The 25,173-nt window shown below is 51.7% G+C and carries 18 protein-coding genes and 1 pseudogene; 12 read left to right on the top strand and 7 right to left on the bottom strand.

Going from position 1 to position 25,173, the window contains the following annotated elements; all coding sequences use genetic code 11:
* Nucleotides 1–17 precede the first annotated feature (17 nt).
* The 4 genes from SK36_RS13385 (at nucleotide 18) to SK36_RS13370 (ending at nucleotide 3,274) form a co-directional block, all read left to right on the top strand.
* Nucleotides 18–1,250: a winged helix-turn-helix domain-containing protein gene (locus SK36_RS13385; RefSeq protein ID WP_048221754.1), complete on the top strand. Its 1,233-nt coding sequence runs from the start codon at nucleotides 18–20 to the stop codon at nucleotides 1,248–1,250.
* Between the two features lie 51 nt (nucleotides 1,251–1,301).
* The gene (ycaR, locus tag SK36_RS13380; protein WP_045441267.1) at nucleotides 1,302–1,484 is read left to right on the top strand and encodes a protein YcaR; all 183 of its coding nucleotides are present in this window, start codon (nucleotides 1,302–1,304) and stop codon (nucleotides 1,482–1,484) included.
* Complete coding sequence (kdsB, locus tag SK36_RS13375) at nucleotides 1,481–2,227, top strand: 3-deoxy-manno-octulosonate cytidylyltransferase (protein ID WP_045441268.1); 747 nt, start codon at nucleotides 1,481–1,483, stop codon at nucleotides 2,225–2,227. The genes ycaR and kdsB overlap by 4 nt, the downstream gene beginning before the upstream one ends.
* A gap of 153 nt (nucleotides 2,228–2,380) precedes the next feature.
* Nucleotides 2,381–3,274, top strand: coding sequence for a YcbJ family phosphotransferase (locus tag SK36_RS13370; RefSeq protein ID WP_045441269.1), 894 nt, complete (start codon nucleotides 2,381–2,383; stop codon nucleotides 3,272–3,274).
* Here SK36_RS13370 and elyC read toward each other — a convergent pair.
* Complete coding sequence (gene elyC, locus SK36_RS13365; RefSeq protein ID WP_045441270.1) at nucleotides 3,251–4,030, bottom strand: envelope biogenesis factor ElyC; 780 nt, start codon at nucleotides 4,028–4,030, stop codon at nucleotides 3,251–3,253. The genes SK36_RS13370 and elyC overlap by 24 nt on opposite strands.
* A 135-nt stretch (nucleotides 4,031–4,165) precedes the next feature.
* Here elyC and cmoM point away from each other — a divergent pair.
* The 7 genes and pseudogenes from cmoM to SK36_RS13330 all read left to right on the top strand — a co-directional run bounded on the left by cmoM (nucleotide 4,166) and on the right by SK36_RS13330 (nucleotide 14,833).
* Nucleotides 4,166–4,956, top strand: a pseudogene (gene cmoM / locus SK36_RS13360) (tRNA uridine 5-oxyacetic acid(34) methyltransferase CmoM).
* The gene (gene mukF, locus SK36_RS13355) at nucleotides 4,949–6,271 is read left to right on the top strand and encodes a chromosome partition protein MukF (protein ID WP_045441272.1); all 1,323 of its coding nucleotides are present in this window, start codon (nucleotides 4,949–4,951) and stop codon (nucleotides 6,269–6,271) included. Before cmoM ends, mukF begins: the two are co-directional and overlap by 8 nt.
* Entirely contained in the window at nucleotides 6,252–6,956 is a 705-nt protein-coding gene (gene mukE / locus SK36_RS13350) for a chromosome partition protein MukE (RefSeq protein WP_048221753.1), read from the top strand. Before mukF ends, mukE begins: the two co-directional genes overlap by 20 nt.
* Nucleotides 6,956–11,416 (top strand): chromosome partition protein MukB, encoded by a 4,461-nt coding sequence (gene mukB / locus SK36_RS13345; RefSeq protein ID WP_048221752.1) that lies wholly within the window; start codon nucleotides 6,956–6,958, stop codon nucleotides 11,414–11,416. The genes mukE and mukB overlap by 1 nt, the downstream gene beginning before the upstream one ends.
* Nucleotides 11,417–11,681: 265 nt before the next feature.
* Nucleotides 11,682–13,433, top strand: a complete 1,752-nt coding sequence (gene ldtD / locus SK36_RS13340) for a L,D-transpeptidase (RefSeq protein WP_048222744.1) — start codon at nucleotides 11,682–11,684, stop codon at nucleotides 13,431–13,433.
* A gap of 175 nt (nucleotides 13,434–13,608) precedes the next feature.
* On the top strand, nucleotides 13,609–14,157 hold the full coding sequence (locus SK36_RS13335; protein WP_016152461.1) for a peptidoglycan L,D-endopeptidase MepK: 549 nt from the start codon (nucleotides 13,609–13,611) through the stop codon (nucleotides 14,155–14,157).
* Between the two features lie 28 nt (nucleotides 14,158–14,185).
* Nucleotides 14,186–14,833: an MBL fold metallo-hydrolase gene (locus SK36_RS13330; RefSeq protein WP_045441276.1), complete on the top strand. Its 648-nt coding sequence runs from the start codon at nucleotides 14,186–14,188 to the stop codon at nucleotides 14,831–14,833.
* Between the two features lie 55 nt (nucleotides 14,834–14,888).
* On the opposite strand, the gene aspC is transcribed toward SK36_RS13330, so the two are convergent.
* The 4 genes from aspC to pncB form a co-directional block, all read right to left on the bottom strand.
* Nucleotides 14,889–16,079, bottom strand: coding sequence for an aspartate transaminase (gene aspC, locus SK36_RS13325; RefSeq protein ID WP_045441277.1), 1,191 nt, complete (start codon nucleotides 16,077–16,079; stop codon nucleotides 14,889–14,891).
* A 183-nt stretch (nucleotides 16,080–16,262) separates the two neighbouring features.
* Nucleotides 16,263–17,336, bottom strand: coding sequence for a porin OmpF (gene ompF / locus SK36_RS13320; protein ID WP_045441278.1), 1,074 nt, complete (start codon nucleotides 17,334–17,336; stop codon nucleotides 16,263–16,265).
* Nucleotides 17,337–17,923: 587 nt separating this feature from the next.
* Nucleotides 17,924–19,324 (bottom strand): asparagine--tRNA ligase, encoded by a 1,401-nt coding sequence (asnS, locus tag SK36_RS13315; protein ID WP_048221751.1) that lies wholly within the window; start codon nucleotides 19,322–19,324, stop codon nucleotides 17,924–17,926.
* A 166-nt stretch (nucleotides 19,325–19,490) separates the two neighbouring features.
* Nucleotides 19,491–20,693 (bottom strand): nicotinate phosphoribosyltransferase, encoded by a 1,203-nt coding sequence (gene pncB, locus SK36_RS13310; protein ID WP_048221750.1) that lies wholly within the window; start codon nucleotides 20,691–20,693, stop codon nucleotides 19,491–19,493.
* Between the two features lie 265 nt (nucleotides 20,694–20,958).
* Between pncB and pepN the strand changes: the two genes are divergently transcribed.
* Nucleotides 20,959–23,571 carry an aminopeptidase N gene (gene pepN, locus SK36_RS13305; RefSeq protein WP_045441334.1) on the top strand — a complete coding sequence of 871 codons (2,613 nt, stop codon included), beginning with the start codon at nucleotides 20,959–20,961 and terminating at the stop codon, nucleotides 23,569–23,571.
* A gap of 37 nt (nucleotides 23,572–23,608) precedes the next feature.
* On the opposite strand, the gene ssuB is transcribed toward pepN, so the two are convergent.
* Together ssuB and ssuC are read right to left on the bottom strand one after the other, a co-directional pair.
* A complete protein-coding gene (gene ssuB, locus SK36_RS13300) occupies nucleotides 23,609–24,376 on the bottom strand; it encodes an aliphatic sulfonates ABC transporter ATP-binding protein (protein ID WP_045441335.1) in 768 nt (255 codons plus the stop codon).
* Nucleotides 24,373–25,164, bottom strand: a complete 792-nt coding sequence (gene ssuC, locus SK36_RS13295; RefSeq protein ID WP_045441336.1) for an aliphatic sulfonate ABC transporter permease SsuC — start codon at nucleotides 25,162–25,164, stop codon at nucleotides 24,373–24,375. The genes ssuB and ssuC overlap by 4 nt, the downstream gene beginning before the upstream one ends.
* Nucleotides 25,165–25,173 lie beyond the last annotated feature (9 nt).

The raw sequence follows: 25,173 nt of genomic DNA, 5'->3' as shown, positions 1-25,173 counted from the left end.
CATTTATGAGGTCATAAATGTCGTTGCCGCACCTTTCTTTGAAGGATGCCCGTCATCTTCACCTTGCTGCACAAGGTTTGCTGAAAAAAACTCGTCGCCGGGCAACCTCTGCTGACATTCTCGCGACCATTTCGCAAATGTCCTTACTCCAAATCGATACTATCAATATTGTGGCTCGCAGCCCTTACCTGGTGCTGTTTAGCCGTTTGGGTGACTATTCGCCGCAATGGCTCGATGAATCATTACTGTGCGGTGAGCTGATGGAATACTGGGCACATGAGGCCTGCTTCCTGCCGCGTAGCGACTTTATGCTGATACGCCATCGCATGCTGGCTCCTGAGAAAATGGGCTGGAAGTACAAAGCAGAGTGGATGAAAGAGCATGCCTATGAGATTGAACAACTGTTACAGCATATCCAGCATAACGGACCAGTAAGATCCGCGGATTTTGAGCACCCGCGTAAGGGAGCCAGCGGTTGGTGGGAATGGAAACCGCATAAGCGTCATCTTGAAGGACTTTTCACCGCCGGGAAGGTGATGGTGGTGGAGCGGCGTAATTTCCAGCGAGTCTATGATTTAACGCATCGCGTCATGCCGCGCTGGGATGATGATCGTGACCTTCTCTCAAAGGCTGAAGCGGAAATAGTCATGCTTGATAACAGCGCCCGCAGCCTCGGTATTTTTCGTGAGCAGTGGCTGGCAGACTATTACCGCTTGCAGCGTCCGGCGTTAAAAACCTGGTGTGAAGTACGGGCAGAGCAACAACGAATTATTCCTGTAGACGTTGAAGGCCTGGGAACTCTGTGGCTCCATAGCGACCTGCAACCACTTCTTGAGCAGGCACTGGCGGGTAAGTTAACAGCGACCCATACTACGGTTTTATCACCATTTGATCCGGTGGTTTGGGATCGTAAACGGGCTGAACAGCTGTTCGATTTTAGCTACCGGCTGGAATGCTACACGCCAGCACCGAAACGTCAGTATGGCTATTTTGTCTTGCCCCTACTGCATCGGGGACAGTTGGTTGGGCGTATGGATGCCAAAATGCACCGAAAAACAGGCGTGCTGGAGGTCATTTCTCTTTGGCTGCAGGATGAGGCCAAACCTGGGGTTACCTTGCAAAAAGGATTGTTCCAGGCGATCGATGATTTCGCTCGCTGGCAGCAGGCTGTGCGAGTCACGATAGGCAACTGTCCTGACGGTTTATTTACTGACTTGCGTCAGGGCTGGGAAATAGACCCAGCCCTGTAAGCGATTATGTTAATATTTACGTATTCACAATCCGGTCCATCTGGAGGAACTATGGATCATCGTCTGCTTGAAATCATTGCCTGCCCGGTATGCAATGGCAAACTCTGGTACAACCAGGAAAAACAAGAACTGATTTGCAAACTGGATAACCTTGCTTTCCCACTGCGAGAGGGAATTCCCGTGTTGCTGGAAACGGAAGCTCGTGTCCTGACTGCTGATGAGAGTAAATCATGAGTTTTGTGGTCATTATTCCTGCGCGTTATGCGTCCACACGTCTGCCTGGTAAGCCGCTGCTGGATATTAACGGTAAGCCGATGATAGTACATGTGCTGGAGCGTGCGCGTGAATCTGGCGCTGAACGTATTATTGTTGCTACCGATCATGAAGATGTTGCGCGTGCTGTAGAAGCCGTTGGTGGCGAGGTGTGCATGACCCGCGCCGATCACCAGTCTGGTACGGAACGCCTGGCTGAAGTTGTCGAAAAATGTGGTTTTAGCGACGATACCGTCATTGTGAACGTTCAGGGTGATGAGCCGATGATCCCGGCGGTTATTATTCGTCAGGTAGCCGAGAATCTGGCGCAACGACAGGTCGGCATGGCGACGCTTGCAGTCCCCATTCACAGCGCGGAAGAGGCGTTTAATCCGAATGCGGTGAAAGTAGTGTTGGATGCTGAAGGGTATGCGCTTTACTTTTCCCGGGCGACAATTCCCTGGGATCGTGACCGTTTTGCAAAAAGCCTGGAAACCGTAGGTAATACTTTTCTGCGCCATCTGGGGATTTACGGTTATCGCGCGGGCTTTATTCGTCGCTATGTGAACTGGCAACCTAGCCCGCTTGAACAGATTGAAATGCTGGAGCAGCTTCGTGTGCTTTGGTATGGCGAAAAAATTCATGTTGCCGTCGCCAAAGAAGTGCCGGGGACAGGGGTTGATACGGCCGAAGATCTTGAGCGCGTCCGCGTCGAAATGCGTTAATCTTTTCACGGCACTCCACCCGTTTTTGGGAGGGGTGTCGTATCGTTACTCTTTTCCCGCCACTTTTCTTTTCATCAATTGATCTCATCCGGGTGACATCTGTCTATTCGACGCTCATTATGAAAGCAGTAGCATTTATGAGGGCAATCTGAAATGGAACAGTTGCGTGCCGAACTCAGCCATCTGCTGGGCGAAAAACTCAGTCGTATAGAATGCGTGAACGAAAAAGTAGATACGGCGCTGTGGTCACTGTACGACAGCCAGGGAAATCCGATGCCGCTGATGGCCCGAAGTTTCACCACCCCGGGCATGGCACAGCAGTTGGCATGGAAAACTACCATGCTGGCGCGCAGTGGTACGGTACGTATGCCGGTCATTTATGGGGTATTAACCCACGAAGAACATCCCGGCCCTGACGTTCTGTTACTTGAACGCTTACGTGGCGTGCCAGTGGAAGCGCCCGCCCGAACGCCAGAACGCTGGGAACATTTAAAAGATCAGATCGTGGAAGGTTTGCTGTCATGGCATCGTCAGGATAGTCGAGGCTGTGTTGGCGCGGTGGATAACACGCAGGAAAATTTATGGCCATCCTGGTATCGCCAACGAGTTGAAGTGCTGTGGAGCACGTTAAACCAGTTCAACAATACCGGCCTTACAATGCAGGACAAACGGATTCTGTTTCGCACCCGTGAATGTTTGCCAGCGTTGTTTGAAGGCTTTAACGATAACTGCGTTCTGATCCACGGTAATTTCAGCTTACGCAGTATGCTCAAAGATGCCCGTAGCGATCAGCTTCTGGCAATGGTGGGGCCTGGTTTGATGCTATGGGCGCCAAGAGAGTATGAGCTGTTTCGACTAATGGATAATGCCCTGGCGGAAAGCCTGCTCTGGCAGTATCTGCAACGCGCGCCAGTGGCAGAGTCGTTTATCTGGCGGCGCTGGTTGTACGTATTGTGGGATGAGGTTGCGCAACTGGTTAATACCGGTCGTTTTAACCGTTCCAATTTTGACCTGGCGACCAAATCACTGCTGCCCTGGCTCGCCTGACGAGCCTTTCAGCCACTGCCAGATCCTGCCCAGAGTTTCGTAACCGACGCGATCGCTATGCATAAGCCAGACGGGCGACGGAATGGCACGTTCCCACGGATTCAGCGGCGAGTCTATTGCCAACTGGTTGGCTGGTGCTGGCAGCGGATGCAGCCCGGCTTGTTGGAAGAAAATCATCGCTCGCGGTAAATGCGACGCAGAAGTCACCAGCAGGAAAGGCGCGTTGCCGATAGCCTGTTTTACCGCAGCAGCTTCTTCCTCGGTATCTTTTGGTGTATCCAGCGTAATAATGTTACTGCGAGGAACGCCCAGCGACTCGGCCACGCGCGCCCCCGCTTCTGCGGTACTGACGTTGTTGGTCTTCGCTGCTGCGCCGGTAAAGATCAGCTTTGATCCTGGATTGGCTTGCCACAGACGAATCCCCTCATTTAGCCGTGGAAGACTGTTATTGATCAGATTAGAACTCGGTGCCCACTGCGGGTTCCAGGTATAGCCCCCGCCCAGAACCACAATGTATTCCACTTTTTGCGTATCTTGCCAGGTGGGATATTTGTCCTCAATAGGTTTAAGCAGACTATCAGCAACCGGTTGCAAGCTGAGCAGTAACAGCGCGAGCCAGCTCAGGCTGATGAACACTTTCCCTGTTTTCTGAAAGCGACTAAACCAGACCAGCGCTAGCCCTGTGCCCATAACAATTAGCATCAATGGAAGCGGCAGCATCATACCGCCAATCACTTTCTTCAGCGTAAAAAGCATCCTTTTTGGTTCCTTTTTTAACCATACAGCAGGGGATCTGCAGGGATATTACACCAGGAAGGTTCATTCTCGGCGTGGGTGTGACAAAATAGCGGTTTTACTTAGTCACCCTAAAGCCAGTATGTGGAGAGCCCGATGCGGGATCGCAATTTTGATGACATTGCAGAGAAGTTTTCCCGTAACATTTACGGTACCACCAAAGGTCAACTGAGACAGGCTATTCTTTGGCAGGATCTGGATCGCTTACTGACGACGTTTGGTGGGCAAAAACTACACATTCTGGACGCCGGCGGTGGTGAAGGACAGACGGCCATCAAAATGGCTGAATGTGGGCATTTCGTGACATTATGCGATCTGTCCGGCGAGATGATTGCCCGTGCGCAACAGGCGGCAGAGGCAAAAGGTGTGAGCGGAAACATGCATTTTATACAATGCGCCGCTCAGGACGTTGCTTCGCATTTGGAAAGCCCGGTTGATCTGATATTGTTTCATGCTGTGCTGGAGTGGGTGGCTGAACCGGTCAGCATGCTGCAGACTCTGTGGTCGGTATTACGTCCCGGCGGCGCGCTGTCGTTAATGTTCTACAATGCTAACGGTCTGTTGATGCATAACATGGTCGCAGGGAATTTTGACTATGTGCAGGTTGGGATGCCAAAACGTAAAAAACGTACGCTTTCACCAGACTACCCGCGTGATCCTCAGCAGGTTTACCAGTGGCTGGAGGATATCGGTTGGCAGATAACCGGTAAGACTGGCGTACGCGTGTTTCATGATTATCTGCGAGAAAAACATAAACAGCGTGACGGTTATGAAATGTTACTTGAGTTAGAAACGCGCTATTGCCGCCAGGAGCCGTATATCAGCCTTGGTCGTTATATTCATGTCACCGCGCGCAAACCGCAGATGCAAGGATAACTTATGAGTGAATTTTCCCAGACAGTCCCCGAACTGGTTGCCTGGGCCAGAAAAAATGACTTCTCTATCTCTCTGCCGGTAGACAGACTTTCGTTCCTGTTGGCTGTGGCTACGCTAAACGGCGAACGACTGGACGGCGAGATGAGTGAAGGTGAACTGGTGGATGCGTTCCGCCATGTGAGTGATGCGTTTGAGCAAACCAGCGAAACCATCGGCGTTCGCGCCAACAACGCGATCAACGATATGGTGCGTCAACGTCTGCTGAACCGCTTTACCAGCGAACAGGCGGAAGGGAACGCCATTTATCGTTTGACGCCGCTCGGGATTGGCATCACCGATTACTATATTCGCCAGCGAGAATTCTCCACGTTGCGGCTGTCAATGCAGTTGTCGATTGTGGCAGGTGAGCTAAAGCGTGCAGCAGACGCGGCGGATGAAGGCGGCGATGAGTTCCACTGGCACCGCAACGTTTACGCTCCGCTGAAATACTCGGTGGCGGAAATTTTTGACAGCATCGATCTGACGCAGCGCATTATGGATGAGCAACAGCAACAGGTTAAAGATGACATTGCGCAATTGCTGAATAAAGACTGGCGGGCTGCGATTTCCAGCTGTGAAATGCTGCTGTCTGAAACTTCCGGTACGCTGCGTGAGTTGCAGGACACGCTGGAAGCGGCGGGTGATAAGCTACAGGCTAATCTGTTGCGTATTCAGGATGCCACGATGACGCATGACGACCTGCATTTCGTTGACCGTCTGGTATTTGACTTACAAAGCAAACTTGACCGAATTATTAGTTGGGGCCAGCAATCCATTGATTTGTGGATTGGCTACGATCGACACGTACATAAATTTATCCGCACCGCGATTGATATGGATAAAAACCGCGTCTTTGCCCAGCGCTTGCGCCAGTCTGTGCAGACATATTTTGACGATCCGTGGGCATTGACTTATGCCAATGCCGACCGATTGCTGGACATGCGTGACGAAGAGATGGTGTTGCGTGATGAAGAGGTTACCGGGGAGCTTCCGCCGGACCTGGAATATGAAGAATTTAACGAGATCCGCGAACAACTGGCGGCGATTATTGAAGAACAGTTGGCTATCTATAAATCCAGACAAACGCCACTGGATCTCGGTTTGGTAGTGCGCGAGTATCTGGCGCAATACCCACGTGCGCGTCACTTCGACGTAGCGCGTATTGTTATCGATCAGGCGGTACGCCTTGGCGTAGCGCAAGCAGATTTCACCGGACTGCCAGCCAAATGGCAGCCGATTAATGATTACGGAGCCAAGGTACAGGCGCATGTCATTGACAAATATTGAAAAAGTGATGCCGGTTAAGCTGGCGCAAGCGCTGGCGAATCCGTTATTTCCGGCGCTGGACAGCGCATTGCGTTCGGGTCGACACATTGGCCTGGATGAGCTGGACAATCATGCCTTCCTGATGGATTTTCAGGAATACTTTGAAGAGTTTTACAGCCGCTATAACGTGGAATTGATCCGTGCTCCGGAGGGGTTTTTCTACCTTCGTCCGCGTTCGACGACGCTCATTCCGCGTTCCGTCTTGTCTGAACTGGATATGATGGTGGGTAAAATTCTTTGTTATCTCTATCTCAGCCCGGAACGCCTGGCGAATGAAGGGATTTTTACCCAGCAGGAGCTGTATGACGAACTGCTGACGCTGGCTGACGAAGCAAAATTGCTCAGACTGGTGAATAACCGCTCTACGGGTTCGGACGTTGACCGCCAGAAGCTGCAGGAAAAGGTGCGTTCTTCTCTCAACCGCCTGCGTCGCTTAGGTATGGTGTGGTTTATGGGCCATGACAGCAGCAAATTCCGTATTACGGAATCTGTTTTCCGCTTTGGCGCGGATGTCCGCAGCGGCGACGATCCGCGCGAAGCGCAGCGTCGCTTAATTCGTGATGGTGAAGCGATGTCGGTCGAAAACCGCCTGCAACTCAATGATGAGCCAGAAGAGAATCAGCCGGACAGGGGAGAGGAAGAATAATGATTGAACGCGGTAAATTTCGCTCACTTACGCTGATTAACTGGAATGGTTTTTTTGCCCGTACGTTTGATCTCGATGAACTGGTTACCACCTTGTCGGGGGGTAACGGTGCGGGTAAATCCACTACCATGGCGGCGTTTGTTACGGCGTTAATCCCGGACTTAACCCTGCTGCATTTCCGTAACACCACGGAAGCCGGTGCGACCAGCGGTTCACGTGATAAAGGCCTGCACGGTAAGCTAAAAGCGGGTGTCTGCTACTCCATGCTCGATGTCCTCAACTCGCGTCATCAGCGCGTAGTCGTCGGCGTTCGTCTGCAACAGGTGGCCGGGCGCGACCGTAAAGTTGATATCAAGCCGTTTGCCATTCAGGGGCTGCCGATGTCGGTACAGCCAACCGAGCTGGTAACGGAAACGCTGAACGAGCGCCAGGCTCGCGTCCTGTCTCTTCCAGAGCTGAAAGAGAAGCTCGATGAGATGGAAGGCGTGCAGTTTAAGCAGTTCAACTCAATAACCGATTACCACTCACTGATGTTCGATTTGGGCATCATCGCCCGTCGTCTGCGCTCAGCTTCCGACCGTAGTAAATTCTATCGCCTGATCGAAGCTTCACTGTACGGCGGGATTTCCAGCGCCATTACCCGTTCACTGCGCGACTATCTGTTGCCAGAAAACGGCGGGGTGCGTAAAGCGTTCCAGGATATGGAAGCCGCATTGCGGGAAAACCGCATGACGCTGGAAGCAATACGCGTAACTCAGTCTGACCGCGACTTGTTTAAGCACCTGATCAGCGAGGCAACGAACTATGTGGCGGCGGACTATATGCGCCACGCCAACGAGCGTCGCATTCATCTGGATAAAGCGCTGGAATATCGTCGCGAGTTGTATACCTCGCGCAAACAGCTGGCGGCGGAACAGTACAAGCATGTCGAGATGGCGCGCGAGCTGGGCGAACATAACGGTGCGGAAGGCGACCTTGAAGCCGATTATCAGGCGGCCAGCGATCACCTGAATCTGGTGCAAACCGCGCTCCGGCAGCAGGAAAAAATCGAACGCTATGAAGCGGATCTCGAAGAGTTGCAGATCCGCCTCGAAGAACAAAATGAAGTGGTAGCGGAAGCCGCTGACCGCCAGGATGAAAATGAGGCTCGTGCGGAAGCCGCCGAACTGGAAGTGGATGAGCTGAAAAGCCAGCTTGCCGATTACCAGCAAGCGCTGGACGTTCAGCAAACACGAGCCATTCAGTACACCCAGGCGATTCAGGCGTTGAGCCGGGCTAAAGAGCTCTGCCATTTACCGGATCTGACGGCGGACAGCGCGGCGGAATGGCTGGAAACCTTCCAGGCAAAAGAGCAAGAAGCTACTGAAAAACTGCTGACGCTGGAACAGAAAATGAGCGTGGCGCAAACCGCGCACAGTCAGTTCGAACAGGCTTACCAGTTGGTAGTGGCGATCAACGGCCCACTGGCGCGCGGGGAAGCCTGGAGCGTTGCTCGTGAATTGTTGCGTGAAGGCGTTGAGCAGCGTCATCTGGCGGAACAGGTTCAACCGCTGCGTATGCGCCTGGGTGAGCTGGAACAGCGCCTGCGCGAACAACAGGAAGCGGAACGTCTGCTGGCGGAGTTCTGTAAACGTCAGGGCAAACATTTCGATATTGATGAGCTGGAAGCCCTGCATCAGGAGCTGGAAGCTCGTATCGCTTCCTTGTCTGATAGCGTGTCGTCTGCCAGCGAACAGCGTATGACGCTGCGTCAGGAGCAGGAGCAACTGCAATCCCGCATTCAGCATTTAATGCAACGTGCTCCTGTCTGGCTGGCGGCGCAAAATAGCCTGAATCAGCTCAGCGAGCAGTGCGGCGAAGAGTTCACCTCCAGCCAGGAGGTTACTGAATATCTGCAACAACTGCTGGAACGCGAACGTGAAGCCATTGTTGAGCGTGATGAAGTCGGTGCGCGTAAAAACGCCGTCGATGAAGAGATTGAGCGCTTAAGCCAGCCGGGTGGTGCGGAAGATCAACGTCTGAATGCGCTGGCGGAACGCTTCGGCGGCGTGCTGCTGTCTGAAATCTATGACGACGTTAGCCTTGAAGATGCACCGTACTTCTCCGCGCTGTATGGTCCGTCACGCCATGCCATTGTTGTGCCGGATCTCTCACTCATCACCGGGCAACTCGAAGGACTGACAGATTGCCCGGAAGATCTCTATTTCATCGAAGGGGATCCGCAGTCGTTCGATGACAGCGTCTTCAGCGTGGATGAGCTGGAAAAAGCGGTGGTGGTGAAAACCGCTGAACGTCAGTGGCGTTATTCCCGCTTCCCGACAGTACCAATTTTTGGTCGTGCCGCGCGGGAAAGCCGCATTGAAACCCTGCATGCTGAACGTGAGGGGCTGTCCGAACGTTTCGCCACGCTCTCTTTTGACGTCCAGAAAACTCAGCGTTTGCATCAGGCGTTTAGCCGTTTTATCGGTAGCCATCTGTCGGTTGCGTTTGAAGCCGACCCGGAAGCGGAAATTCGTCAATTAAACAGCCGTCGTGTAGAACTGGAACGTGCGTTGACCAATCATGAAAATGATAACCAACAGCAGCGTATGCAGTTTGAACAGGCGAAAGAGGGCGTCTCTGCCCTGAACCGCCTGTTGCCGCGATTGAATCTGCTGGCAGATGATACGCTCGCCGATCGCGTGGACGAAATTCGCGAACGCCTGGATGAAGCCGAGGAAGCGGCACGCTTTGTTCAGCAGCATGGCAATCAACTGGCCAAACTGGAACCGATCGTTTCGGTTCTGCAAAATGACCCCGAGCAGTTTGAACAACTCAAAGAAGACTACGCGTATTCCCAGCAGGTACAGCGTGATGCACGTCAACAGGCTTTCGCGCTGACCGAAGTCGTACAGCGTCGGGCGCACTTTAGCTATTCTGACTCTGCTGAAATGCTTAACGGCAATAGCGATCTGAACGAGAAGCTACGTGAACGTCTGGAACATGCGGAAGCGGAGCGTACTCGCGCCCGTGAAGCGCTGCGCAGCCATGCTGCACAGTTGAGCCAGTACAGCCAGGTCATGGCCTCACTGAAAAGCTCCTACGACACCAAAAAAGAGCTGCTGAACGATTTACAACGCGAACTGCAGGATATCGGTGTTCGCGCTGACAGCGGCGCGGAAGAACGCGCGCGTATTCGTCGTGATGAACTGCATGCACAGTTGAGTAACAACCGTGCGCGCCGAAACCAGCTGGAAAAAGCGCTCACCTTCTGCGAAGCAGAGATGGATAACTTAACCCGCAGGTTGCGTAAGCTGGAGCGGGATTATCACGAAATGCGTGAGCAGGTAGTCACGGCGAAAGCCGGGTGGTGCGCGGTGATGCGGATGGTGAAAGATAACGGTGTTGAACGCCGTCTGCACCGTCGTGAACTGGCTTATCTTTCCGGTGATGAATTGCGTTCGATGTCGGATAAGGCGCTGGGGGCGTTGCGTCTGGCGGTGGCAGATAACGAACATTTGCGCGACGTGCTGCGCATGTCTGAAGATCCAAAACGGCCAGAACGTAAAATTCAGTTCTTTGTAGCGGTTTATCAGCATCTGCGCGAACGTATCCGTCAGGATATTATTCGTACCGACGATCCGGTTGAGGCCATCGAACAGATGGAAATTGAGCTGAGCCGCCTGACGGAAGAATTAACCTCTCGCGAACAGAAGCTGGCGATCAGCTCACGCAGCGTGGCGAACATCATCCGTAAGACTATCCAGCGCGAGCAAAACCGTATTCGTATGCTGAACCAGGGACTGCAAAGCGTATCGTTTGGTCAGGTGAACAGCGTTCGTCTGAACGTGAATGTGCGTGAAACGCATGCCACCTTGCTGGATGTACTTTCTGAGCAACATGAACAGCATCAGGATCTGTTTAACAGCAACCGTCTGACCTTCTCCGAAGCGCTGGCGAAGCTGTATCAGCGTCTTAATCCGCAGATAGACATGGGACAACGCACGCCGCAAACCATCGGTGAAGAACTACTGGACTACCGTAACTATCTGGAAATGGAAGTCGAAGTTAACCGTGGTTCCGACGGCTGGTTGCGTGCTGAATCCGGTGCTCTGTCAACGGGTGAAGCGATCGGAACCGGGATGTCGATTTTGGTGATGGTTGTGCAAAGCTGGGAAGATGAAGGCCGTAGGCTGCGCGGGAAAGATATTTCCCCATGTCGCCTGCTGTTCCTTGATGAAGCAGCCCGACTGGATGCGCGCTCTATCGCGACCCTGTTTGAGCTTTGCGAGAGGCTGCAGATGCAGCTTATTATCGCTGCGCCGGAAAACATCAGTCCTGAGAAAGGCACCACCTATAAACTGGTGCGTAAGGTCTTCCAGAATACCGAGCACGTTCATGTGGTTGGCCTGCGCGGCTTTGCACCTCAGTTACCGGAGCCGCTGCCGGGAATCGAAGATGCCTCCTCGCAGGCAAGCTAAGTATAAGTAATAAAGCGGCCAAAAGGCCGCTTTATTCTTTTATGAAAACCCGGTTTGCTGGGTGAAATTTCTTTAAACTTCTTTACATTAGGTCAGGCAAAAAATTTTTGATGTTTATATACTGAAGGTAAGCCTGACGAGTAAACCAGGCTTGCTCGTCATACTTTAGATTGTATTGGCGTTTTTCAGGTCCAGCCCATGATGAATGGAGATGAGCATGCGGCCTGGCTATTCAGAGTATGATAAAGAAAACAGGGGGCAAGGGATGTTGCTTAATAAAATGTGTGGTCGTCGGCTGTCGGCAATCAGTTTGTGCCTGGCCGTAACATTCGCTCCACTGTTCAATGCACAGGCCGATGAGCCTGAAATGATTCCTGGTGACAGCTCTGCGGTTGTTAGTGAACAGCCAACCGCGCTATCACAACCGCAGGCACAATCTTTTGCGACAGCCATTATGGCGGGGATTCAACCTCTGCCGGATGGCGTGTCTGTGGATAAAGCCCGCGCAGAATTACAATCTCAACTTCCGGCAGGTTATACGCCAGTTTATATGAGCCAACTGGAACTGCTGTACGCCGCACGCGAAATGAAACCGATGTGGGAAAATCGTGATGCGGTAAAAGCTTTTCAGCAACAGTTAGCCGAGGTGGCTATTGCCGGTTTTCAGCCGCAGTTTAACACCTGGGTAGCGTTATTGACCGATCCAGGCGTAACGGGGCTGGCGCGGGATGCTGTTCTTTCTGACGCGATGATGGGTTATCTTCACTTCATTGCCAATATCCCCGTTAAAGGTAACCGCTGGCTTTACAGCGATAAGCCTTATGCGCTGGCGACGCCGCCGCTCTCGGTGATTAACCAATGGCAGGTGGCCCTCGATAATGGTCTGTTAACCTCGTTTATTGCCAGCCTGACGCCTCAGCATCCGCAGTATTCAGTGATGCATGAGTCATTGCTGAAGCTGGTGGGGGATTCACGCCCCTGGCCGCAATTAATCAGCACGACTACGCTGCGCCCGGGTGAGTGGAGTAAAGACATTCCGGCGCTGCGCGAAATTTTGCGGCGTACCGGGATGCTGGATGCGTCAGTCAGCACGGCAGCAAAAGAAGGGCGTAGCGCTTACGATCGTGAGCTTGTCGACGCGGTGAAGCGTTTTCAGGCCTGGCAAGGTCTTGGGGCCGACGGTACGATTGGACCTGCCACCCGTGACTGGTTGAACGTGACTCCAGCGCAGCGTGCCGGCGTACTGGCCCTGAATATTCAGCGTTTGCGCCTGCTGCCGGGTGATTTATCGACCGGTATCATGGTCAATATTCCCGCTTATTCACTGGTTTATTATCAGAATGGTAATCAGGTGCTGGCGTCCCGCGTTATCGTCGGGCGACCTGACCGTAAAACGCCGATGATGAGCAGTGCGCTGAATAACGTGGTCGTTAACCCACCATGGAACGTCCCACCGACGCTGGCACGTAAAGATATTCTGCCCAAGGTATGGAACGATCCGGGATATCTTGAGCGCCACGGATATACCGTGATGCGTGGCTGGAACAGCAAAGAGGCGATAGATCCATGGCAGGTCGATTGGGCAACAATTACGCCTTCAAATCTGCCGTTCCGCTTCCAGCAAGCGCCGGGCGCGCGCAACTCATTGGGACGATATAAATTCAATATGCCAAGTTCAGATGCTATCTATCTGCACGATACGCCGAATCATACGTTGTTCCAGAAAGATACTCGGGCGCTGAGCTCTGGTTGTGTGCGCGTCAATAAGGCTTCTGAACTGGCGAATATGCTGCTGCAGGATGCGGGCTGGAATGATACGCGGATCTCGGATGCTCTGAAGCAGGGGGATACCCGGTATGTGAATATTCGCCAGAATATTCCAGTCAATCTCTACTACCTGACTGCATTTGTTGGAGCTGATGGTCGTACCCAATATCGTACAGATATTTACAATTACGATCTGACGGCGCGATCCAGTGCACAAATTGTGTCAAAAGCTGAACAATTAATCAGATAAATTAAGCAGTTCGAGGAAAATGATTGTCGTAAGTTATGCTGGAAACGGGGCAAAATGGCTGTAAGCCCCGTGTTTCCTGGGGTTGGGAGCCTTGACGTGGACTACTTAGCCAGATAAGGTTTCCCGCGTGCGCTGAAGCATACATACGATAACATTGACCTGTAGACTTAATACCATGGACAAATTTGACGCTAATCGCCGCAAATTGCTGGCGCTTGGTGGCATTGCCCTCGGCGCTGCCATCCTGCCTACGCCTGCGTTTGCTACACTCTCTACCCCACGTCCGCGCATTTTGACTCTGAATAACCTTCATACCGGAGAGTCAATTAAAGCAGAGTTTTTTGATGGCAGGGGCTATATTCAGGACGAATTAGCTAAACTTAATCACTTTTTCCGTGATTTTCGCGCGAATAAAGTGAAATCCATCGACCCGGGATTGTTCGATCAACTCTTCCGTCTGCAAGGCCTTCTGGGCACGCGTAAACCCGTACAGCTTATTTCTGGTTACCGCTCTATTGATACCAATAATGAATTACGTGCGCACAGCCGTGGTGTGGCAAAGAAAAGCTACCACACGAAAGGGCAGGCCATGGATTTCCATATTGAAGGCATCGCATTAAGTAATATTCGCAAAGCTGCGTTATCTATGCGCGCAGGTGGTGTAGGATACTACCCACGCAGTAACTTTGTGCATATTGACACCGGACCGGCGCGTCACTGGTGATCCATAAGCTTAATGAAACAGGAGCCGTATGAACTATCGTATTATTCCGGTCACTGCATTCGCCCAGAATTGCTCGCTGATCTGGTGTGAGCAAACCCGTCTGGCTGCGCTGGTCGATCCCGGCGGCGATGCTGAGAAAATCAAACAGGAAGTGGATGCCAGCGGCCTGACGCTAATGCAGATCCTGCTTACGCACGGTCATCTTGACCATGTAGGTGCAGCGTCTGAACTGGCGCAACACTACGGCGTACCGGTTATCGGTCCGGAAAAAGAAGATGAGTTCTGGTTGCAGGGGCTTCCCGCTCAGAGTCGTATGTTTGGTCTGGGAGACTGCGAGCCGTTGACGCCCGATCGCTGGTTGAACGAAGGCGATAGAGTAAGCGTTGGGAATGTGACGCTACAGGTGTTGCATTGTCCGGGTCACACCCCGGGACATGTGGTCTTCTTTGATGAACAGTCACAGTTACTGATTTCAGGTGACGTGATTTTCAAAGGTGGCGTTGGACGCAGTGATTTTCCACGTGGGGATCACAGCCAGTTGATCGATTCGATTAAACGTAAATTATTGCCGCTGGGTGATGATGTGACGTTTATTCCGGGGCACGGCCCACTTTCGACGTTGGGCAACGAACGGCTACATAATCCGTTCCTGCAGGATGAAATGCCAGTCTGGTAATCTACTCCGATAAATGAAAAAGGCCGCTATTGCGGCCTTTTTAGTGCTCAATAGCTTACAGCACAGCAACAATCGCTTCGCACAGTGGCGCCATGTTATCTGGCGTCATTCCTGCAACGTTTACACGTCCGGACGCTACGGCATAAACACCGAACTCTTCACGCAGACGCAGAACCTGCTCTTTTGTCAGGCCACTGAATGAGAACATGCCGTTCTGTTTAATGATAAAGCTGAAGTCGCGGTTCGCACCTTTCTCCTGCAGTGTATTAACAAACAGCAGACGCATGCGCTGAATGCGTTGACGCATATCGGTCAGTTCTTGCTCCCAGATAGCGCGCAGGGCATCATTGCTCAGGATGGTTGCCACAACCGACGCACCGTGTGCTGGTGGGTTGGAATAGTTGGCACGAATGACAGACTTCATCTGGCTGAATGCGCGATCGACGGTTTCGGCATCGGCAGCAACCAGCGTACAGGCGCCTACGCGCTCATTGTACAGACCAAAGTTTTTGGAATAGGAGCTGGCGACAATAAGCTCTTTATGTAACGCAGCGAATGCGCGCAGGCCTTCAGCATCTTCTTCCAGGCCACGGGCAAAGCCCTGATAAGCGAAGTCGAACAGCGGTAACCAGCCTTTTTCGACAGACAGTTGCGCCAGCGTCTGCCACTGTTCCAGTGTAGGATCAATACCGGTTGGGTTATGGCAGCAACCGTGGAATAACACCACGTCACCTGCCTGCGCTTCACTAAGGCTTGCCAGCAGCGCATCAAAGTCTAAAGAATGGTTTGCCGCATCGTAATAGTTGTATTCACGTACTTCCAGACCAGCAGAGTTAAATACACTCTTATGGTTTGGCCAGCTTGGATTACTCACCCATACGCGTTTGGTTGCGGTGTTTTTTGCCAGGAAATCAGCAGCCACACGCAATGCACCGGTACCGCCAGGGGTCTGTGCTGTACGTGCGCGTTTGTCGTTAATCAGAACGCTACCTTTACCAAACAGCAATTCCTGAGTGCAACGACCAAACTCTGGAATACCGTCAATGCCAAGGTAGTTTTTGGTGGTTTCATTTTCCAGTATATACTGCTCGGCTTTTTTAACGCTGGTCAGCACCGGCGTTTTGCCTGTCTCATCTTTATATACACCAATCCCAAGGTTGATTTTTCCTGGGCGGTCATCGGCACGAAACAAATCAGCCAGACCTAAAATAGGGTCGGCAGGAGCGGCGGTAATGTTCTCAAACATGACGAGGTTCCATTGTGATTACAGAAGGGAAGTCCGCTATCAGGTTAACGGTAGATTTACAAAATGCCAACCGTTACTGACAAAAAGCAGAGGGGTTTTTTGAAGACGCAAGAATCCGCTGGCACAGATAAAAAAACAGGACCGAAGTCCTGTTTTTTAGGCATTTAACAAAGAGGTCTGCTATTAGAACTGGTAAACGATACCAACTGCAACGGTGTCGTCAGAGCCTACGCCCAGTTTGTTGTCAGAATCGATCTGGTTGATGATGTAATCAACATAGGTGGACATGTTTTTGTTGAAGTAGTAAGTCGCACCCACTTCGAAGTAGTTCACCAGATCTACGTCACCAATGCCTTCGATATCCTTACCTTTAGATTTGGTATAGGCGATGGACGGGCGCAGACCGAAGTCGAACTGATACTGAGCAACTAACAGCACGTCTTCAGTTTTGTTAGCATAGCCATTAGAAATACGGGTAGCGTTGCGGGTTTCGCTGTAGTTCGCCGCCAGGTAGATGCTGTTAGCATCGTATTTCAAGCCGGTCGCCCATTGTTCAGCTTTATCGCCATGACCACGCAGAGTCGGGTTCTGTTGTGCATCAGTACGATCTGCTGCACCGTAAGCACCCACGATACCGAAACCATCGAATTCGTAGCTTACAGAACCGCCAACGCCGTCACCGTTAGAGCGACGAACGTCATCACGCTCGTTTTTGCCCAGGTACTGGACAGCGAAGCTCAGGCCTTCAACCAGACCGAAGAAGTTGGAGTTACGGTAAGTTGCGAGACCACCGTTACGCTGGGAGAAGAACTGGTCAGAAGCGGCAGTATCACCACCGAATTCTGGCAGCATATCGGTGTAACCCAGTGCATCGTAAACGACGCCATAGTTACGACCGTAGTCGAAGGAGCCAGCATCACCGAATTTCAGACCAGCGAATGCCAGACGGGTTTTGTTACCGTCCTGAGCATTTGAGCCTTCAGCGTTGTTACCAGCAAAGTTGTATTCCCACTGACCGTAACCGGTCAGATCGGAATTGATCTGAGTTTCCCCTTTGAAACCAAGACGGGCATATGTCTGGTCGCCGTTAGCGGCGTAGGCATTGTCACCGTTGTGCTTGGAAAAATAGTGCAGACCTACTGCTTTACCATACAGGTCTACTTTGTTGCCATCTTTGTTGTAGATTTCTGCAGCGTTAGCTGCCCCGGCTACCAGCAGAGCAGGGATAACCACTGCCAGAATATTGCGCTTCATCATTATTTATTACCCTCATCGGTTTTTATATGACACCTGCCACTGCCGCCAATAAATTCCGTCAATAAAAATTTACGGAACTATTGATGAGAGTTTGGTGTCTTTATGTGTCTGACAGGCATCTTTCCATTCAAACTACCGTTCCGCTACCGTCAAAGTGCTACAAATATAAAGATTTAGTTTCAAAAAGAAAGAATGTGTAACTAAATGTTATTTTTGTGCAACTTTGTGAACGACTTCAAATTTCGGCTGTCCCTGTGCTTAAAATTGCTCCGTTTATTTCTATTTATATGATTTCCTTATACTTAATTTTTCTAATGGCATTTTCCCTGTGTCATATGAGAAAGATCCATTTTTACACTTGACTATTTATAGACGTCCAGAGCGCCATGTGGTTGGTTAAAAAATGTGCTATATAATCAGAAAATGCTAATCCACAATAAAATCAGTGATTATTTTTTGTGCAAATATGTTGCAAGGAAATATTAAGTAACAGGATGGGAGAGTTTTGGGATTGTGTTTAAGGAGTAATGCGAGTCTGAATATAAAAAGGCCAGCATTGCTGGCCTTATAGGTTTAAAAATTCTGGATTAGAAGCTGGCGTTACGCGGAGTACGCGGGAACGGGATAACATCACGGACGTTTTGTACGCCAGTGACATAAGCGATTAGACGCTCAAAGCCCAGACCGAAACCGGAATGCGGAACGGTGCCATAACGACGCAGATCGCGATACCACCAGTAATCTTCTTTGTTCAGTCCCATCTCCAGCATACGGGCATCAAGCACGTCCAGACGCTCTTCACGCTGAGAACCACCGATGATTTCACCGATTCCTGGTGCCAGTACGTCCATCGCAGCAACGGTTTTACCGTCTTCGTTAAGGCGCATGTAAAACGCTTTAATGTCTTTCGGGTAGTTTTTAACGACCACCGGTGCTTTAAAGTGCTCTTCGGCGAGGTAACGTTCATGCTCGGAAGATAAGTCCACCCCCCAGTAAACCGGGTTCTCGAACTTTTTGCCGCATTTTTCGAGGATGCTCACCGCATCGGTGTAATCAACCTGCGCAAAATCTGCCTCAATGAAACGCTCCAGACGTGAAACCGCGTCTTTGTCGACACGTTCTGCGAAGAATTTCATATCATCTGCACGTTCTTCCAGTACGGCCTTGAACGCGTACTTCAGCATGGCTTCAGCCAGTCCTGCTACATCGTTCAGATCGGCGAAAGCCACTTCCGGCTCCAGCATCCAGAACTCTGCCAGGTGGCGGCTGGTGTTGGAGTTTTCTGCACGGAAAGTTGGTCCAAATGTATAAATTTTGGACAGGGCGCAGGCGTAGGTTTCGCCGTTCAACTGACCGGAAACAGTCAGGAAAGCTTCTTTACCAAAGAAATCTTTGTCGAAATCGACTTTGCCCTGATCGTTACGCGGCAGGTTTTCCAGATCCAGCGTAGACACGCGGAACATTTCACCAGCACCTTCGGTATCGGAGGCAGTGATCAGCGGCGTGGAGACCCAAAAGAAACCCTGCTCATGGAAAAAGCGATGCAGCGCTTGCGCCAGCGTATGACGTACACGCGCGACAGCACCAATCATGTTGGTACGAGGACGCATGTGAGCCACTTCACGCAGATACTCAATGCTGTGACGCTTTGCTGCCATTGGATAGGTATCAGGATCTTCAACCCAGCCAGCTACTTCAACCTCAGTGGCCTGAATTTCAAAGCTCTGTCCCTGTCCCGGTGACGCAACGACTTTACCCGTTACGATAACTGAACAACCCGTCGTCAGGCGTAATACGTCCTGATTGTAATTGGGCAGAGAATTATTGATGACGGCCTGTACAGGATCAAAGCAGGAACCGTCATAAACGGCGAGGAAGGAGATGCCAGCTTTTGAATCTCGGCGGGTACGTACCCATCCGCGCACGGTGACTTCGCTGTCAACGGCTACGCGGCCCTGGAGTACGTCGGCTACAGGCACAACGCTCATAATATTCTCTCTGTTAATAGTCGGATATATAAACACATGTCCACCCGTAATGGGGGGGATACCTATGTTACCTGGCATCTGCAATCAGACAAGCAGAATTCGTAGCTGGAGTGAAAGATTTCAGAAATAAACGTTAAAAGGGAGTCGAAACGACTCCCTGAAGGGATTAACTGGCTTTTTTGATATGTGGAAGGTCAAAGGCTTTGCGCAATGCGCGGACAAATGCTTTATCGTGGCAGATTGTTTTACCCGGACTGTCAGATAACTTTGCCACCGGCTTACCGTTGCATTCAACCAGCTTGATTACAATATTCAGCGGCTTAACCTGGGGGATGTTGCAGGTTAAGCGCGTCCCGATGCCAAAACTCAATTGTACGCGAGAAGAGAAGTGACGATAGAGTTCAATCGCTTTCTTCAAGTCGAGATTATCTGAGAACACCAGCGTTTTGCTGAGCGGATCAATCCCCAGTTTCTCGTAATGCGCGATGGCTTTTTCACCCCATTCCACCGGATCGCCTGAGTCATGGCGTAAGCCCTGATAGCGGGTAGCAAACTCAACGCCAAAGTCGCGTAAAAACGCGTCCATGGTAATGCAGTCGGTCAGAGCGATGCCGAGTTGGTCGGGGTATTCATTAAGCCATGCAGCAAGCGCAACGCGCTGGCTGGTAGCCAGTTCGGGGCTGATTTGCTGATGCGCCTGGAACCATTCATGCGCCTGGGTTCCCATCGGCGTTAATGACAGACGACGGGCAAGATCGTAGTTACTGGTGCCAACAAACCACGGTTCCTGCTGGAGACGTTCAACAATTGCCTGCTGTACTTCACGAGAAAAACGACGACGCGTGCCGAAATCCATCAGATGGAAGCGGGACATATCGATATCTTTCGTTAAAGCAGAGAATTCGACTAGTTTGCCTTCCAGCTCATCCAGTGCCTGCGGTACGCCAGATTCTGGCGAACGGTAACGGTGCACCAGTTCGCTGATGACCGCGAGCAGAGGGACTTCCCACATGATCACTTCACGCCACGGGCCGGTTAAGCGGATATTCAACTTACCATTATCGTTGGTGACGCAGACTTGTTCCGGGTTGTAGCGGAAATCGCGTAACCAGGTAAGGTAGTCAGCTTTAAAGAAGGGCAGGCCGGAGAGCCACTGGTACTCGTCCTCCTGAAGTCGCAGGTGCTGCATAGCATTCACCTGCTCTTGAATAGTATCGGCATAAATACCGAGCAGGTCATCGCCACGGCAACGAAATTCAGCCGCTACTTGTACATCATAGTAGTGGTGAAAAACGGCTTGCTGCATATGCAACTTATAAGCGTCTGTATCCAGCAGCGAGTGCAGAACAGGAGAAGCGAATTGTGTCATAGGTGCGCAGTAGCATCCTCTCACGGGAGCGTTTAGTACAATAAACAACTAAGAAAACCGCTGGAGTATACCCTGTTTAGCGATTTATTGAACCCCGATCACACCATAAGCGCTCTTTCTGGTCGAGGGCATTTTGTGCCTCGTGTTATTAAAATGTAGCAAAAAGGGTGTTTGTGCCTGAAAAGATGAACATTCTGCGTAGCGCGATTTACGCAACAGGAATAGACTGAAGCCGAGACTCTACAAAAGATGCTAAAGGTTTTTTATGACACAACAGCCACAAGCCAAATACCGTCACGACTATCGTGCACCGGATTACCAGATTACTGATATTGACTTGACCTTTGACCTGGATGCTGAAAAAACCGTGGTCACAGCACTGAGCCAGGCTGTCCGCCATGGTGCGTCTGATGCTCCTCTTCGCCTGAATGGCGAAGACTTGACCCTGGTGTCAATCCACGTGAACGATGTGCCGTGGACAGAGTATAAAGAAGAAGAGGGTGCTCTGGTCATTAGTCACCTGCCGGAACGTTTTACCCTGTGTATCGTAAATGAGATCAGCCCGGCGACAAATACCGCGCTGGAAGGGCTGTATCAGTCCGGCGATGCACTTTGTACACAGTGTGAAGCGGAAGGTTTCCGTCACATTACCTGGTATCTTGACCGTCCGGACGTGCTGGCGCGGTTTACCACTAAGATCATCGCTGATAAAACCAAATATCCTTTCCTGCTTTCTAACGGAAACCGTATTGCTCAGGGTGAGCTGGATAACGGTCGTCACTGGGTCCAGTGGCAGGATCCGTTCCCGAAACCGTGTTATCTGTTCGCGCTGGTAGCCGGTGATTTTGACGTGCTGAGCGACACCTTTACGACCCGTTCCGGGCGTGACGTGGCGCTGGAATTGTACGTCGATCGCGGCAATCTGGACCGCGCACCGTGGGCAATGACCTCCCTGAAAAACTCCATGAAATGGGATGAGGAGCGTTTTGGCCTGGAGTATGACCTCGACATCTACATGATTGTCGCAGTGGACTTCTTCAATATGGGCGCGATGGAGAATAAAGGTCTGAACATCTTTAACTCCAAATATGTTCTGGCGCGTACTGATACCGCCACCGACAAAGACTACCTCGATATTGAGCGCGTCATTGGCCATGAATATTTCCACAACTGGACTGGCAATCGCGTGACCTGCCGCGACTGGTTCCAGTTAAGCCTGAAAGAAGGTTTAACCGTGTTCCGCGATCAGGAGTTCAGCTCCGATCTGGGTTCCCGTGCGGTCAATCGCATCAGCAACGTGCGTACCATGCGTGGTTTGCAGTTTGCCGAAGATGCCAGCCCGATGGCGCATCCTATCCGCCCGGACATGGTCATCGAAATGAACAACTTCTATACCCTGACCGTGTACGAAAAGGGTGCAGAAGTGATTCGCATGATCCACACCTTGCTGGGTGAGGCTAATTTCCAGAAAGGGATGCAGCTCTATTTCGAACGCCATGACGGTAGCGCCGCGACCTGTGACGATTTTGTTCAGGCGATGGAAGATGCCTCAAATGTCGATCTCTCACATTTCCGCCGCTGGTACAGCCAGTCCGGAACGCCCATTGTGACAGTGCGTGATGACTATAACCCAACAACAGAGCAGTACACGCTGACTATCAGTCAACGTACGCCAGCTACGCCGGATCAGGCGGAAAAGCAGCCATTGCACATTCCTTTTGCCATTGAGTTGTACGACAACGAAGGTAAAGTGATCCCATTGCAAAAAGGCGGGCACCCGGTGAATTCGGTGCTCAACGTCACGCAGGCTGAGCAAACATTCGTCTTTGATAATGTCTACTTCCAGCCAGTTCCGGCACTGCTGTGCGAATTCTCCGCACCGGTGAAGCTGGAATATAAATGGAGCGATCAGCAGTTGACGTTCCTGATGCGTCACGCACGCAACGATTTCTCTCGTTGGGACGCAGCGCAAAGTCTGCTGGCGACGTACATTAAGCTGAACGTTGCCCGTCATCAGCAGGGACAGCCATTGTCGCTGCCGGTACATGTTGCCGACGCATTCCGCGCGATTCTGCTGGATGAGAAAATCGATCCGGCTCTGGCGGCAGAGATCCTGACGCTACCTTCGGTGAATGAAATTGCTGAGCTGTTTGAGATTATCGATCCAGTGGCGATTACGGAAGTACGTGAGGCGCTAACCCGTACGCTGGCAACCGAACTGGCAGATGAATTCTTGGCAATTTATAACGCCAATCATCTTGATGAATACCGTGTTGAACATGCCGATATTGGTAAGCGCACTCTGCGCAATGCCTGCCTGCGTTTCCTGGCTTTTGGTGAAACCCATCTGGCGGATACCCTGGTTAGTAAGCAGTACCGCGAAGCCAATAATATGACTGATTCGCTGGCGGCTCTGTCTGCAGCAGTAGCAGCGCAGTTGCCGTGCCGTGATGCATTGATGCAGGAGTATGACGACAAGTGGCATCATGACGGCCTGGTAATGGATAAATGGTTTATCCTGCAATCCACCAGCCCGGCGGACAATGTGCTGGGAACGGTACGTGGCCTGTTGCAGCATCGCTCCTTTAGCATGAGCAACCCAAACCGTATCCGTTCTTTGATTGGCGCTTTCGCGGGCAGCAACCCGGCGGCATTCCATGCAGAAGATGGCAGCGGTTATCAGTTCCTGGTCGACATGCTCACTGAACTGAACAGCCGAAATCCACAGGTTGCCTCTCGTCTGATTGAACCGCTGATTCGTTTAAAACGTTATGATGCAAAACGACAGGCGAAGATGCGAGCGGCACTGGAGCAATTGAAAGGACTGGAGAATCTCTCTGGCGACCTGTTCGAGAAGATCACCAAAGCGTTAGCCTGATAATTTTGCCGGATGGTTGCATCACCATCCGGCATTATCAGCCGTGTCGACGAACCGGCTGCTCCGTATATCCGCGTTGCATGACCCGATTCAATACCTCCGCTTCAAGCTCGGCTAATCGTACCGACCCCAGCCGACGCGGACGCGGAATATCTACAGTCAGATCCAGTCCGATTTTCCCGTCTTCAATCAGCAACACGCGATCGGCCATTGCTACAGCCTCGCTGACATCATGCGTCACCAGCAAAACGGTAAATCCGTGTTCCTGCCACAACGAAACAATCAGGTCCTGCATTTCGAGACGGGTTAATGCATCCAGCGCACCGAGCGGTTCGTCGAGCAGCAGTAGACCGGGCCGGTGTATTAATGCACGCGCCAGTGCGACGCGCTGTTTTTGTCCACCAGAAAGAGCGGCAGGCCACTCTGTCGCCCTGTTTTCCAGCCCCACTGCGGTTAGTGCCTTGCAGGCAGCATCTCGCCAGTTACCTTTGAGGCCCAGACCCACGTTATCGATCACGGATTTCCACGGCAGCAGGCGGGCATCCTGAAACATCATTCGGGTGTCATCCTGAATATCAGCCAGTGGAGTGATTCCGGCAAGTAACTCACCTGCGGTGGGCGATTCCAGCCCAGCAAGCAGTCGCAATAAAGTACTTTTTCCACCGCCGCTGCGACCGACTACCGCAACAAATTGCCCTGCGGGAATATGCAAATCTAACTGATTCAGTACCGTATTCCCGGCGTAGCGTTTCGTCACGGCGCTTAGCAAAAGCGGCGTTCCCTGATTTAAACGAGCAGTATTCATACTGTAGCCTCCTTCACGTGGTAAGCCGGGTTCCAGCGTAGCCAGATACGCTCCAGCAATTGCGCGCTGACGTCGGCAAGTTTGCCAAGCAGGGCGTAAAGAATGATCGCCACCACCACCACATCCGTTTGCAAAAATTCGCGGGCGTTCATCGCCAGATAGCCAATTCCGGCATTAGCGGAAATTGTTTCTGCCACGATCAGCGTTAGCCACATCAGCCCGAGGGCAAAACGCACACCGACCATAATTGAGGGCAGGGCACCGGGTAAGATGACATGAATAAAAAGTGAAACGCCGGATAAACCATAGCTGCGAGCCATCTCCACCAGCCCGCGATCGATATTGCGGATCCCGTGCCAGGTGTTAATGTAAATCGGGAACAGGGTACCCAACGCGACGAGAAAGATCTTGGCGGATTCATCTATACCGAACCACAAAATCACCAGTGGGATCAGCGCCAGGTGTGGCACATTACGCAGCATCTGTACGGAGGTATCCAGCAGGCGTTCGCCCCAGCGGGATAAACCACTTATCAGCCCCAGCGTCAGTCCAATGGATCCACCGATTGAAAACCCGATCAGCGCCCGCCAGGAGCTGATCGCCAGATGCTGCCAAAGTTCACCGCTGGATGAGAGCGTCCAGAAGGCCTCTATAACACCCTCTGGAGAGGGCAGAATACGGGTGGACAGCCAGCCCATTGAGGATGCCAATTGCCAGAGCGTCACCAGACTTACTGGTAAAAACCAGGGGGCAAGACGCAGCAGCCATGTATTTTTCGGCGTTGCCATCAGCATACT

It is taken from the genome of Citrobacter sp. MGH106, from assembly GCF_001037495.1.
GTDB classification, from domain to species: domain Bacteria; phylum Pseudomonadota; class Gammaproteobacteria; order Enterobacterales; family Enterobacteriaceae; genus Citrobacter; species Citrobacter murliniae.
This window is presented reverse-complemented; position numbering and strand designations above follow the sequence as displayed.